General features: G+C 42.4%; 12 protein-coding genes and 1 pseudogene. 12 read left to right on the forward strand and 1 reads right to left on the reverse strand.

The annotated features are described in order from the left end of the window. Positions 1-3: 3 nt before the first annotated feature. The 3 genes and pseudogenes from BM097_RS11790 to BM097_RS11800 all read left to right on the forward strand — a co-directional run bounded on the left by BM097_RS11790 (position 4) and on the right by BM097_RS11800 (position 4,702). A complete protein-coding gene (locus tag BM097_RS11790) occupies positions 4-1,137 on the forward strand; it encodes a YibE/F family protein (protein ID WP_090549902.1) in 1,134 nt (377 codons plus the stop codon). Positions 1,138-1,265: 128 nt separating this feature from the next. Next, positions 1,266-3,053, forward strand: a complete 1,788-nt coding sequence (locus tag BM097_RS11795; protein WP_090549905.1) for an ABC transporter ATP-binding protein — start codon at positions 1,266-1,268, stop codon at positions 3,051-3,053. Then, a pseudogene (locus BM097_RS11800) lies at positions 3,046-4,702 on the forward strand (ABC transporter ATP-binding protein). Before BM097_RS11795 ends, BM097_RS11800 begins: the two are co-directional and overlap by 8 nt. A gap of 109 nt (positions 4,703-4,811) precedes the next feature. Here BM097_RS11800 and BM097_RS11805 read toward each other — a convergent pair. Continuing rightward, the gene (locus tag BM097_RS11805) at positions 4,812-5,363 is read right to left on the reverse strand and encodes a hypothetical protein (RefSeq protein ID WP_143084987.1); all 552 of its coding nucleotides are present in this window, start codon (positions 5,361-5,363) and stop codon (positions 4,812-4,814) included. A gap of 300 nt (positions 5,364-5,663) precedes the next feature. Between BM097_RS11805 and pyrE the strand changes: the two genes are divergently transcribed. From pyrE to BM097_RS11850, 9 genes are all read left to right on the forward strand, one after another. Beyond that, positions 5,664-6,350, forward strand: coding sequence for an orotate phosphoribosyltransferase (gene pyrE / locus BM097_RS11810; protein WP_090549911.1), 687 nt, complete (start codon positions 5,664-5,666; stop codon positions 6,348-6,350). After that, a complete protein-coding gene (locus BM097_RS11815; protein ID WP_090549915.1) occupies positions 6,350-6,691 on the forward strand; it encodes a hypothetical protein in 342 nt (113 codons plus the stop codon). The genes pyrE and BM097_RS11815 overlap by 1 nt, the downstream gene beginning before the upstream one ends. A gap of 2 nt (positions 6,692-6,693) precedes the next feature. Beyond that, positions 6,694-8,745, forward strand: coding sequence for an aminopeptidase (locus tag BM097_RS11820; RefSeq protein ID WP_090549918.1), 2,052 nt, complete (start codon positions 6,694-6,696; stop codon positions 8,743-8,745). A gap of 168 nt (positions 8,746-8,913) precedes the next feature. Next, positions 8,914-9,420, forward strand: a complete 507-nt coding sequence (purE, locus tag BM097_RS11825) for a 5-(carboxyamino)imidazole ribonucleotide mutase (protein WP_090549922.1) — start codon at positions 8,914-8,916, stop codon at positions 9,418-9,420. 226 nt (positions 9,421-9,646) lie between these two features. Continuing rightward, entirely contained in the window at positions 9,647-10,672 is a 1,026-nt protein-coding gene (gene purM / locus BM097_RS11830; RefSeq protein WP_090549926.1) for a phosphoribosylformylglycinamidine cyclo-ligase, read from the forward strand. Between the two features lie 137 nt (positions 10,673-10,809). Next, positions 10,810-11,436, forward strand: a complete 627-nt coding sequence (purN, locus tag BM097_RS11835) for a phosphoribosylglycinamide formyltransferase (RefSeq protein WP_090549929.1) — start codon at positions 10,810-10,812, stop codon at positions 11,434-11,436. A 540-nt stretch (positions 11,437-11,976) separates the two neighbouring features. Further along, the gene (purD, locus tag BM097_RS11840; protein ID WP_090549932.1) at positions 11,977-13,248 is read left to right on the forward strand and encodes a phosphoribosylamine--glycine ligase; all 1,272 of its coding nucleotides are present in this window, start codon (positions 11,977-11,979) and stop codon (positions 13,246-13,248) included. A gap of 13 nt (positions 13,249-13,261) precedes the next feature. Continuing rightward, a complete protein-coding gene (locus tag BM097_RS11845) occupies positions 13,262-13,603 on the forward strand; it encodes a hydrogenase maturation nickel metallochaperone HypA/HybF (RefSeq protein WP_028243060.1) in 342 nt (113 codons plus the stop codon). A gap of 27 nt (positions 13,604-13,630) precedes the next feature. Continuing rightward, positions 13,631-14,212, forward strand: a complete 582-nt coding sequence (locus BM097_RS11850; protein WP_090549935.1) for an ABC transporter ATP-binding protein — start codon at positions 13,631-13,633, stop codon at positions 14,210-14,212. Positions 14,213-14,222: the final 10 nt, after the last annotated feature.

Genomic DNA, 14,222 nt, shown 5'->3' on the forward strand with positions numbered 1-14,222 from the left:
GAAATGAAAAACGAACTGATTATTAAAATTGTATCAGTCGTATTATTTGTAGGTTTAAGCATTGGCGTAATTTTATACGCTAATGCTGACAAGCCTACATACACTATTACAGAGGACTCTGGCGTTGAATTCGAAACCGCTAGAGTTCTTTCTGTATTAGAGGATAATACGACAGTTGATGAAGAAACAGAAAATGTAAAAAAGGGAGACACCGACCTTGAGGTAGAGCTTTTGACTGGCCGCTACAAGGGTGATGTGTGCCATGTTACCAATTACTACAGTGCCCTTTACAATGTGGATGTGTCAAAGGGAGACAGGGTAAGCGTACGAATCGATACTACGGGAAAACATGAGTACACAGTCAGCATCTATAATTACGATAGAGTGCCACTGATGATTGGACTTGTTATCGTATTTGCGATAGTTCTTATTGCACTTGGTGGCAAGCAGGGCTTGAAGGCATTTTTAGGTCTTGTGTACACAGTGCTTGTGATTGTGTTTGTGCTTCTTCCTCTTACACTTAAGGGAGTAGCGCCAATACCACTTACCATAGCAATCGTATTTGTTACCTCGGCAGTGTGCTATTTGCTTATCGGCGGTCTTCAAAAGAAGACTATTGCAGCAGCCCTTGGTAGTCTAGCAGGAGTACTTATTGCGGCACTTCTTGGAGCCACAGCAGCACACATAGGCGGTGTAACCACCTTCCAGATGGATGAGGCAGAGGCACTGCTTCTTGTTAAATCAAGCTACCCAATTCAGCTTAGGGGCTTGTTTATAAGCAGTATTCTTATAGCAGCCATCGGTGCAGTAATGGATATTGCCATGTCTATATCATCTGCAATAGGAGAAATCCACGAAGCCAATTCAAAGCTTGGCTTTAAGGAGCTTTTTGCGGCAGGCATGAACATTGGCCGTGATGCAATGGGAACCATGGCAAACACACTTGTGCTTGCTTATGTGGGTGGGGCACTTAATATGATGGTGCTTATATATTCCTATGGTGTTTCATTCATCCAGTTGGTAAATACCGATTTTGTTGCTATTGAAATGATTAGAGCCATCGCAGGTTCCATCGGAATCATCGGCACAGTGCCTTGTGTTTCGGCGATTGCAGCATATTTATATTCGAAGAAGTAATAATAGAGTCTCCTTTGTGGAGGCTCTATTTTTATAAAAAAGAGTTAGACATAGCTAACGCGAAGTAGTAATATATAACCGAGATAAATAAATCTCGTGGTTTAATGAGTTCCAAGAAGGAGGACTATATGAAAAAAAGAAGTACATTCTCCTGGGTAATTCAATTTGCAGGGAGAAAGAAGAGTTATTACATCGGTAGTGTGCTACTTGCTATTATAGGTGTTGCCATGTCATTTATTCCATATTTGATAATTGCAAAGATCGTTGGAATGCTTTTATCAAAGGATATGGATTTCAGCCATTACATGCCACTGATTTTGATGATGGCGTTATGTTGGATTCTTAGAGTTGCGCTTCACTCAACATCTACAACATTGTCCCACATTGCCACATTCAACGTATTAGGCGGGATTAGAACTCAGCTTTGCAAGAAGCTTTCAACCATTCCCCTTGGTTCGGTTTTGGACGACAACAGTGGTGCCTACAAAAATATTATTGTAGAGCGCGTTGATTCTATGGAAACAACTTTGGCTCATATTGTGCCTGAGTTTACAGCAAATATCTTGTTGCCTATAGTCATGTTCATTTACATTCTTGTTTTGGATTGGCGCATGGGCTTAGCAAATCTCATTTCAGTTGCAATCGGTTTATGTTTTGTAGCTGGTATGATGACCCGAAGTCAGGGTGAATTCGAATATACGATACAAAAAACTAAATATTTAAATGATACAGCTGTTGAATATATCAATGGTATTGAGGTTATCAAAGCCTTTGGTAAGACAGGAAGCTCCTATGAGAAATTCGTACTTGCTGCAAAAGAAGGGGCAGATTGCTTCATCAATTGGATGAGAAAATGTATCTGGTTCCAGGCAGGATGCTTTGCCTTTACACCTGCTACATTCCTTGGAATACTTCCAGTTGGTTTGCTTTTAGTGAAAAATGGTAGCATGACTCCAGAAGATTTCATCACATCAGTTATTCTCTCAGCAGGTCTCATGGGACCTTTGATGATTGCCTTTTCATACATGGACGACATTATGAAAATGCAGGCAATCTTTGGGGAAGTCACAGAAATCATTGAAAGAGAAGATATGGTGAGACCTGGTACTCTTACAAAGCAGCCAGTTGGCGCTGATATTTCTCTCAGAAATGTGCATTTTTCTTACAAGGATCAGGAGATTTTGCATGGACTGAATATGGATATCAAGCAAGGTGAGGTTAACGCATTTGTGGGACCTTCCGGTTCAGGAAAGAGCACCATTGCCCGTCTCATTGATTCACTGTGGGATGTGAATGAAGGCACCATCACTTTTGGCGGAGTGGATATTAAGGAACTTCCGCTTGATTATTACACAAGTCAGATTGCTTATGTTGCCCAGGACAACTATCTGTTTGATATGTCTGTAATGGAAAATATCAGATTGGGCAAGGCAGGTGCAACAGATGAAGAGGTTATCGCCGCAGCGAAAGCTACTGGATGCCATGAATTCATCCTTGGCCTTGAAAATGGCTACGATACCATAGTTGGTGGCTCAGGCGGACATCTATCAGGGGGAGAGCGACAGAGAATCTGTATAGCACGAGCAATGCTTAAAGATGCACCGGTTGTAATTATGGATGAGGCTACCGCATATACGGATCCAGAAAACGAAGCGCTGGTACAGGAAAGTGTGGCAAAGCTTGTTGCGGGCAAGACACTTATCGTTATTGCTCATAGACTTTCAACCATCATGGATGTGGATAAGATTTTCGTTATAAATGAGGGAAATGTGGAGGCAAAAGGCACCCATGCTCAGCTCCTAGCTGATTGTCCTCTCTACAGAAATATGTGGGAGGCACACACCATGTCGAAGGATGATGACGGAGTGGATTCAGTCATGGGTTCTGAAGCTAGAAGGGAGGCCGCTCATGCTTAAAATTCTGATGAAATTTTTCAAATTTTGCAACGAAGAAAACAGAAAAAAGTTTTATATATCAATTGCATTCGGTGTTCTTGATGCAATATTTACAGGCATGAAAATTCCTGCAGCTTATTTTGCAATTGATGGTTATAAATAGGTTCTATCAGATGCTTCTAACAGAAGGAGGCTATAGGACCTGCGCTGGCAAGCGAATCGAAATTGGCGAGCATCTCAGATATTTGCCAATGGGATATTTTAATGATACAAGCCTTGGGCATATCACATCTGTTACCACCAATATTTTGGAGCAGACCGGAGATATAGCAACCCGCGCAATAATATTAGTAATGCAGGGCACAATTACAACAGCTATCGTTAGCCTTGGCATGTTTATTTTCGATGTGCGAATCGGCTTGATATGTGTTGCTGTTATCCTGATTTTCTTTATCTTCAATCAGTTTACAAACAAGAGCGTAGAGAAGGTTGCTCCTGAGAAAATTGAGGCAGATAAGGACATGGTTGGCGTAATTCTTGAGTTCATCCAGGGCATTGCAGAAATCAGAAACTACAACATAATCTCCATGAACAACGCAAGACTCAATAAAGCAATCGAAAGAAAAACAAAGGCTGATATCAAAGCGGAGATTGCAGCCATTCCTTTGGTAGGCGTGCAGATGCTCATCTGTAAGCTTGCGGGAGTAGTAATTGCAGGCGCATCAATTGCTTTTTATCTGAATGGCACCATGAAGCTCACATACTGCATCACAATGATGCTTTGTGCATTCATTATCTTTGAATCCCTTGATTTGGCAGGAACTTACACAGCTCTTATCAGAATCATTGGAAAAGGCGTTGATATGGTAAATGAGATTATGGAAGTTGAGCAGATGGATATTAATGGTGAGGAAATTCATCCTTCAAACCGTGACATTCATCTTGAACATGTCAGCTTTGCCTATGAAGATAGAACCATTATTGATGATGTAACTTTAGATATCAAAGAGAAAACAACTACAGCTATTGTTGGCCCATCCGGTGGTGGTAAAACCACTATAACATCCCTGATTGCAAGATTTTGGGATGTAAAATCTGGAAAGGTCACCTTAGGTGGAAGAGATGTAAGGGATTATAGCTTTGATTCATTGATGGAAAACTTTAGCTTTGTTTTCCAGCGAGTTTATCTATTTGAAGATACCATCGCAAACAACATCAGATTTGGCCGTCCTGAAGCTTCCATGGAGGATGTAATTGCTGCAGCAAAGAAGGCCTGCTGCCACGATTTTATCATGTCACTTCCAAATGGATATGAGACAGTTGTGGGGGAGGGCGGTGCCACATTATCAGGTGGAGAAAAGCAGAGAATCGCCATTGCAAGAGCCATTATGAAGGATGCGCCAATCATCATTTTGGATGAGGCCACCGCTAATGTGGATCCAGAAAATGAAAAGGATCTTACAGAGGCAATCGAAAATCTCACTAAGGAAAAGACAATCATCATGATTGCCCACAGATTAAAGACTGTAAGACATGCCGACCAAATCGTAGTAATTGATAAGGGCAAAATCGTGCAGCAGGGTAAACACGACGAGCTTATGGCGAAGGATGGGATCTACAAGAAATTTGTAAGTGGACGTAAGAAGGCTGTCAGCTGGAAGATAGCGTAGATTCTTGCTAAATTATGAGGCATGAAAAGTAAAAGAAATAGAAGGTGTAGAAATATGACACGAAAGTAAGGACTAGGCATTTTGCCTAGTCCTTGCTGAGTGCTTTTATTTATGAACGAATATTTACAGTTTTTGCAACACCGTTTTCGATTTCTACTTCAAAGAATAGGCCGGAATCTAGTAGACCATTGAATATTTCTTCAAACTCTTCACGTGTCTTTTCCTCGGGACCAGATTCACCACCATATAACAGGTATTTTGTGTTTTCATCAACTTTAAATGTATTTACATCACCAGGAACCATTCCGATTGGGTCCTGAGACATATCATTCTTGAAGTTTAAAGTACCTTCTAGTGTAAATGTGTCTCCATCTAAATGTGCATCATAAATTATTGCACGTATAACGCCATACTCATCAGGCTCACCGCTGAGCTCCTTATTTGATGCTTCTAGATATCCGCACCATACTTCTGTCTGCGCTGCGTCTTCAGAGTCTTCTTCTACATCCTCTGTTGATTCTTCTGAAACAGTATCTTCCACAGGCTGTTCTACAGATTCTACAGGCTCAGATGTCTCTGGTGCAGAATCCTGCTTTCCACAGGCGATTGTAGCTAATCCCATGCAGAAAATCATAGATAATACGATTATTCTTTTTTTCATTTTCAAACGCTCCTTATTTTTAGGCATAATTTTATTCCCTCACGACCACTAGAGTAATGCTTTTGTGGTAAAAAAACAACTAAAGAAATCTTAAATGTATGTGCAACATATTTGTTGATTAATTCTTTACTGACATTCTTTCAATAAAAGAAAAACAGATTGTTGTGGCTTTTTAAAGATAGGTGAATAGTGCCATTTCTTATAATAATGTAGTGCTTTATCATTGAAAAGCACTCCTTCTTATGTTACAATCGGAAAGGTTTTGAAAATTAATCTGTTTGTAACGAAGGAGAATCGTTTATGGAAAGCTACAAGTCAGAATTTATAGAGTTTATGGTGGAGGCAGACGTCCTAAAGTTCGGTGATTTTACATTGAAGTCAGGGCGTAAGTCTCCTTTTTTTATGAATGCAGGAGCATACGTTACAGGTAGTCAGCTAATGCGCCTTGGCGAGTATTATGCAAAGGCTATTCACGATGCTTATGGAGAGGATTTCGATGTCCTCTTTGGCCCAGCTTATAAGGGCATCCCTCTTGCTGTAATCACAGCAGAGGCATTCCACAGATTGTACGGTAAGGAAGTTAAATATTGCAGCAATCGTAAGGAAGAAAAGGACCACGGCGCTGATAAGGGCGGCATTTTAGGTTACAAGATACAGGATGGCGACAGAGTAGTTATGATAGAGGATGTTACAACATCTGGTAAGAGCATGGAAGAAACAGTTCCAATCGTTCGCGCCCAGGGAGATGTTACAATCGTTGGTCTTATGGTTTCTCTTAATCGTCAGGAGTTCGGTCTTTCAGGAGACAGAAGCAAGACAGCACTTGATGAAGTTGCTGATACATACGGTTTTAAGACAGCTGCCATCGTTTCAATGGACGAGGTAGTAGAACATCTTTGGGACAGACAGTGCCAGGGACGTGTCGTTATCGACGACGAAATGAAGTCACGTATTGATGCATATTATGAGGAATACGGAGTTAAATAATGAGTATAGGTAGAGGACGTTTTCACAGACGCAGCTCTTATGGAAATCAGCTGAAGGCACTTCCAGTAGAGGCCATGTATGCAGCAGGTGTTTCACTGGGCACATTAGTTTTATATGTTGCCATTATGGTTGGTTCTGTTTACCTTTCAGGAGAGACTCCAAAGTGGCTGGGAGGCCTTGGAACATTAGGCTTTTTAGTTGCATTTTGTGCACTGATTTATAATATCCGTCAGATGAAAACGAAAACAGAGTTAAAATACAGAGCAACCTGCCTTGCTATTAGCAGCGTTGTTATGATTGTTTGGATGGCCACACTTGTTGTGGGGATTATAAGAGGTTAATTATGAGCAAAACATTTTATCAGCAAACAGATGATATATTAGAGCGTTTCCAGCTTGCAACAGAGCGCATCTCTACTATAAAGGAAGACCATGATTTACCTGAAAAGCTTCAGGCTTATTTCAATCAGGTAGCAGACTTTTTCATGACAGTTCTTCCTATTATGAATAAGGCAGCTGATGGTACACTTTTTGATCGTACTATCACAGAATGTGAAAAAGACAATGATGCTGTATTTGCTATCTATGGTGAGGATACCTACAAAAACAGCTTCCTTTGTCCTACATACGCAGTGGCAGAGCTTGGTCAGGAATTAGGTGGCCCACTTTCTGCTATTTTCTACGAGATGACAAACATCATCGAGGCAGCCTTCGCAGGTCGTCTTGATAAGTTTACTATCTACGCAGAATTATTCCTTCAGGTTTATGGCGAGTGCCAGATGGAGGAAGAGGACAAATATCGCAAAGAAGGCATCCTTGATGCTATGTATTCTGCAAAGCATGATTACTCTCAGTTATTTATGTCTGAGAGCATTATCAGCATGATTGATGCAGACTACGATTATTATAGAAACATCATCATGAAGGATGATTTGTCTGATGACAGATACATGTACAAATATGGTATGTACATCGGACCAAATGAAAGAAAGATTGCAGCTCATTTACGTAGTCTTCCTCACGAGGATGTTGTTGCTATGGCACGCACCTATGTAGAAGGATACATCAAGGGCTTTGAGGTTACAGGCAAGGATATCACTATTAAGGATACTGTTGGTGTTCATGCACCAGTTGGTTTCGAGCTTATGACTCGCGAAGCTATCCGTCTTTTCGACGAGGCAGGTCTTGCATCTACAGTTAGATTTGGTGGTATGACATCACGCAACCTTTATTCATCAGTTCCTAACAAGCAGTGCGAATACGACCACAAGGATGACAGAGCATACTACTGGGACAAGGGTATGGCAGACAGAATGCTTGAGGTTCTTAAGAATACCTTCGAAAAGAACAAGGAGCTTGCAGCAGTATTTGGTGGCCCAGCTGTTATCGAAACCTTCGGTGAGAAGCCATTCGAGCCAGTTAACCACGATGCTAATGCAAAATACAGCGATAAGCAGAACGAGCTTAACGTTTATTTTGCCAGCCAGAATGGACAGATTACAAACGAATACATCCATGGCGAGGAGCGCAGCTTCACAATTATCGCATATCCGATACCAGAAATCGGCAAGGACTTTAACGAAATCTTCAACGAAACAGTTGCAGTAAATACAATGGATTACGAGCTTTACAAGAACATCCAGCAGCACATCATCGATGTACTTGATCAGGGTGAAACTGTTCACATTACAGGACGTGGCGACAACCACACAGACATCACTGTAAAGCTTCATCATCTTGATAATCCTGCAAAACAGACCAACTTCGAAAACTGCGTAGCTGATGTAAACATCCCTGTTGGTGAAGTGTTCACATCTCCTGAGCTTGAAGGTACAAACGGTGTGCTTCACGTTACTCAGGTTTACCTTAACGAGCTTGGTTACCGTAACCTTGAGCTTAAGTTTGAGGAAGGCAAAATTGTTTCATACACATGCAGCAATTTTGATTCAGAAGAAGAAAACAAGAAATACATATATGATAACGTATTGTTCAAGCATGACACCCTTCCAATGGGAGAGTTCGCCATCGGAACAAACACAAGAGCATTTGTCATGGGACAGAAGTATGGCATCGCCGACAAGCTTCCAATCCTTATCGCTGAAAAGACAGGCCCTCACTTCGCAGTAGGTGATACCTGCTATTCACACGCAGAGGATGTACCAATGTACAATCCAGACGGCAAGGAATGCATCGCCCGCGACAATTCATGCTCACTCCTAAGAAATGAAGATATTTCAAAGGCATATTTCAATTGCCACACAGATATAACAATACCTTATTACGAGCTAGGTGACATTACAGTCCACACAGCGGATGGCCGCACTCTCGATGTCATTCGCCAGGGCCGCTTCGTAATCCCTGGCACCGAGGAGCTGAATAAGGTTCTCGATTCGTAAATGGCCCAGGTCGTAGACGTGGACGGCGCGAGTCGGTGGTTAGACCAAGTATAAATAGCCAGTAGGTAACAAGCTATTAGGTTTCTTAAGCGAAGCTTCCTATGCGGAGCGTAGAAACACTAATGCTTGTTGCCGTAACTGGCGGGATATAGACTAGGAGGATATGTTATGGCAAAAGTAAGTGTAGTTATGGGTAGTGATAGCGACATGCCTATTATGGCAAAGGCTATCGAAGTTTTGGAGCAGTTTGGGATTGATTACGAGGTTCGTATAATCTCAGCTCACCGCGAACCAGACATCTTTGTGGAGTACGCAAAGACTGCAAAGGACCGTGGGGTGCAGTGCATCATCGCAGGTGCAGGCAAAGCTGCACATCTTCCAGGCATGTGTGCAGCCATCTTCGAAGGCCCAGTTATCGGCATCCCTATGAAGACTAGCGATTTAGGTGGAGTGGATTCCCTCTACTCAATCGTTCAGATGCCAACAGGAGTTCCTGTAGCTACAGTAGCAATCAACGGAGGCGCCAACGCAGGCATTCTTGCAGTTAAAATGCTTGCCATGACAGATTCAACCCTAGCAGGCAAACTCCACGATTTCATCGTAGAGCAGAAGGAGTCCGTAGAATCAAAGGACGCAAAATTACAAAGCGAAGGCTATCGTGCCTTCTTATCTTAGATACGTAGAAGGAAACTCTTATAAAAAAGGGTTTCCTTTTATTTATAAATTTTTAATGAGCTTGTACTAAACCAAGTTGGAAGGCGCGAGCAAGAGGGCCCCATGCAAGCTAGGAAGGAACCGCGGAGCGGGAGGTTGCCTAGCGCAGTATGGGAGATGGCTTGCGGGAGCTTAGAAAGACAAAATTGTACAAGCGGATTATAAGTAATGTAAAAAGGAGAGAAACATGGATTACAAGAGTTCAGGAGTGGATATTGAGGCAGGATATGAGTCAGTGGAGCTCATGAAAAAGTTTGTGAAGGGCACTATGCGCCCAGAGGTCCTCGGCGGCCTTGGCGGTTTTTCAGGAGCCTTCGACTTAAGCGCTATTAAGAATATGGATGAGCCAGTACTTTTATCGGGTACAGATGGCTGTGGCACAAAGGTTAAGCTAGCATTTCTTATGGATAAGCACGATACAATCGGTATCGATGCAGTTGCAATGTGTGTAAATGATGTTGCATGCGCAGGTGGTGAGCCTCTGTTCTTCCTAGATTATATTGCATGCGGTAAGAACATCCCTGAGAAGATTGCTACAATCGTTAGCGGTGTTGCAGAGGGCTGTAAGCAGTCAGGATGCGCACTTGTAGGTGGCGAGACAGCAGAACACCCAGGTCTTATGCCAGAGGAAGAGTACGACCTTGCAGGCTTTGCAGTAGGTATCGTAGATAAGAAGGACATCATCACAGGCGAGAATCTTAAGGATGGTGATGTGCTTATCGGTATGGCATCTACTGGTGTTCATTCAAATGGTTTCTCTCTTGTAAGAAAGATTTTCGATATGACAAAGGAAAGTCTTGACACATATTATGATGAATTGGGTTGCACACTTGGCGAAGCACTTATCGCTCCAACACGTATTTACGTTAAGGCTCTCAAGGCTGTAAAGGATGCAGGCGTTCGCGTAAAGGCTTGCTCACACATCACAGGCGGTGGTTTCTACGAGAATATTCCACGTATGCTTCCAGAAGGAAAGCGCGCCGTTGTAGAGAAAAATTCTTACGAAGTTCCTGCAATCTTCAAGCTTATGGCTGCTAAGGGTAACGTATCAGAACAGATGATGTACAACACCTACAACATGGGCCTTGGTATGATTGTTGCAGTTGACCCAGCAGATGTTGATAAGACAATGGAAGCTATGCGCTCAGCAGGCGACACACCTTACGTAGTTGGTAAAATCATCGACGGCGAAAAGGGCGTAGACCTCGTATAATCGCCTTTAATTGCATATAAGTATAACTTAGGCAACTTCTAGCTAACAATCTATTATATTTCTCAAGGGAATCGTGTTAGATGACCGGAGAAATATAATGATTGTGAGCGTAAGAAGTAGCCGGATTTGGAGAATAGATGAAAATTGCTGTATGTGTGTCTGGCGGTGGCACAAACCTCCAGGCAATTATTGATAAAATTGAATCAGGTGAGATTCACAATACTGAGATTGCAGTTGTAATCTCAAATAATAAAAATGCCTACGCCCTAGAGCGTGCAGCAAAAGCCGGAATCGAAGGCGTGTGCATCAGCCCAAAGGATTATGCATCCCGCGATGAATTCAACAAAGCATTTCTTGAGAAGCTTAATTCTTATAATGTAGATTTAGTAGTGCTGGCAGGATTCTTAGTGGTGATTCCAGAGGAAATGATTCGCCAGTATAGGAACAGAATCATCAATATCCATCCATCCCTGATACCAAGCTTCTGTGGCACAGGCTACTATGGCTTAAAGGTACACGAGGGGGTTCTCTCCCGCGGTGTAAAAGTCACCGGCGCCACATGCCACTTCGTGGATGAAGGCACCGACACTGGCCCAATCATCTTGCAGAAGGCTGTCGAGGTTTTAGAAGGCGACACTCCTGAAATCCTCCAGCGTCGTGTCATGGAGCAAGCCGAGTGGATTATCATGCCACGCGCCATAGACCTAATTGCGCGTGGATGTGTCAGCGTGGTAGATGGCAAGGTACATATCGCTGCAAAATAAATGTATTACCACTGTAGGAAGAAAGATAGAAAATGCAGTGGTAAAAAAAGAGTAGGATTACCACTGTAAGAGAAAAGGCACGAAATGCAGTGGTAAAAAAAGAGTAGGATTACCACTGTAAGAAGAAAGACATGAAATATAGTGGTAAAGCAAGCGGGAAAATACCACTGCAAATCAGTCAGCGCGAAATACAGTGGTAAAGTAAGAGAGAAATTACCACTGTGACCCAGCTAGTGCAAAATCCAGTGGTAAAAATAGAGAGATTACCACTACCACCCAGTTAAAATGGAAAAGCTAGAGGTAAAGAAAAAGCAAATTACCACTAGTGAAGCTGAAAATCTAAGCTGCTAGAGGTAAACCAAACAGAGATTACCACTAGCACCCAGCGAAAATAGAAATGCTAGTGGTAACCTAGCAAAAATTACCACTAGCACCCAGCAAAAATAGAAATACTAGTGGTAACCCAGCAAAAAATTACCACTACCACCCGGTACAGACAGAAGCGCTAGTGGTAAAGGAGCAAATATTGGAGGAGAATACATGAAAGTTTTAATAGTAGGTAGCGGCGGACGTGAGCATGCAATTGCACTTGCGGTTTCAAGAAGCCAGAAGGTAGACAAGATTTACTGCGCACCAGGAAATGCAGGTATTGCGGAGCTTGCAGAATGCGTAGATATAAAGGCAATGGAGTTCGACAAGCTTGTTGCCTTTGCCAAGGAAAAGGAGATTGACCTTACAATCATCGGCATGGATGATCCACTTGTAGGTGGCGTAGTTGATGAATTTGAAAAGGCTGGTCTTAGATGCTTTGGCCCTAGAAAGAATGCGGCTATCCTTGAGGGTTCAAAAGCATTCTCAAAGGATTTAATGAAGAAATATAATATCCCAACAGCGGGCTATGAGAATTTCACAGACCCAGAGGCTGCCTTAAAGTACCTTGAAACAGCAAAATACCCAATCGTATTGAAGGCTGATGGCCTTGCACTTGGTAAGGGGGTGCTTATCTGTGAGAATCATGAGCAGGCGGTAGCAGGTGTTGCAGAAATCATGCAGGACAAGAAGTTTGGAAACGCTGGCAACACAATGGTTATCGAAGAGTTCATGACAGGTCGCGAGGTTTCTGTACTTTCATTTGTAGATGGAAACACAGTAAAGATTATGTCATCTGCGCAGGATCATAAGCGTGCAGGTGATGGGGATACTGGCCTTAACACAGGTGGTATGGGTAACTTCTCGCCATCTCCATTCTTCACAAAAGAGGTAGAGGAATTCTGCCAGAAGAATATCTTCCAGCCTACAGTAGATGCTATGAAGGCTGAGGGAAGAGAGTTCAAGGGAGTTATCTTCTTTGGTTTGATGCTTACAGAGGATGGCCCAAAGGTTCTTGAATATAATGCAAGATTTGGAGATCCAGAAGCACAGGTAGTGTTACCTAGACTAAAAAATGATATAATCGATGTAATGGAAGCTTGCATTGATGGTAAGCTTGATGAAATCGATCTACAGTTTTCTGATGAAGCAGCAGTTTGCGTAGTACTTGCTTCTGAGGGTTATCCAGTTTCTTACAAGAAGGGATTTCCTATTACAGGCTTTGACAAGTTCAACAACAAGGATTATTTCTGCTTCCACGCTGGCACTGCCTTTAACGATAAGGGCGAGATTGTCACAAACGGAGGACGTGTGCTTGGCATTACAGCACTTGGCGATACATTAGTAGAGGCTCGTGCAAAGGCTTATGAAGCTACCGAATGGATTGATTTCGAAAATAAATATATGAGACATGATATCGCAAATGCGATATTAAATAACTAGCAACGAGGAAGATATGCACGAATTAGCAGTAACAGAATATGTTTTTAACTTGGTAAAAAAGCAGGCTGAGGCCAATGATGTAGAGAAGGTGGAGAAGATTCATTTACTTATTGGTGACCAGTGCGATTATGTACCAGAGATTATCGAGGAATATTTGCAGGTAATGAGCGAGGGGACACCACTTGATGGGGTAAAGGTAGACGCTAAGGTAAAGGAATCCACAGTGCTTTGCAAGGATTGTGGTGCTACATTTACCAGACATGAATTTAAAGGAAGTTGTCCAAAATGCGGAAGCGATAATCTAAAGCTTAATCGATGCACAGATTTTATCGTAGAAAATATTGAGGCTAGATAATTATTAGAAATAGAAGGTTTTTACAAAATGACAATCATACTAGATGGCATAACTAAATCATACAACGGCAAAAAGGTTCTTGATAACTTAAAGGTGGAAATAGAAGATGGCAGATGCTATGCCTTCGTTGGGGACGAAGGTTCAGGCAAAACCACCGCTCTAAAGATTTTCATGGGATTAGAAAATCCTGACGAAGGAAGCGTGGCACGAATGGGAGATTACAAATATCCTACACTTCACAGCGCCTACGTTTCCCAGGATGGCCAGCTTAATCTTAAGAAAAGCGCTACCTGGAATGTTAAAAAGGCACACAGATGGGCCAGCAAGGGAAGAGCAGCAGAGGAGCTGTCGCGCTTCCTTCCTGAGGACAGATTGGAGATTCCGGTTGGTGAGCTGACATCTGTTGAAAGACGTTTGGTGGAGCTTACCAGAGCATTCTTTGTTCCTGCTGATTTCATAGTTTTGGACGAGCCATTTGAAGGAATGGATGAAGAGCTTAGAGCTAAATGTCTGGATTACATTATGCAGATAAAAGGCAACAGACCTCTTCTGATAGCTCAAAGAACAGAGGACGGATTGGATTTCGCTAAAAAGATAAGATTGTCATAATGCTACGGGG

This window comes from Pseudobutyrivibrio sp. OR37 (assembly GCF_900113655.1).
Lineage (GTDB): Bacteria > Bacillota > Clostridia > Lachnospirales > Lachnospiraceae > Pseudobutyrivibrio.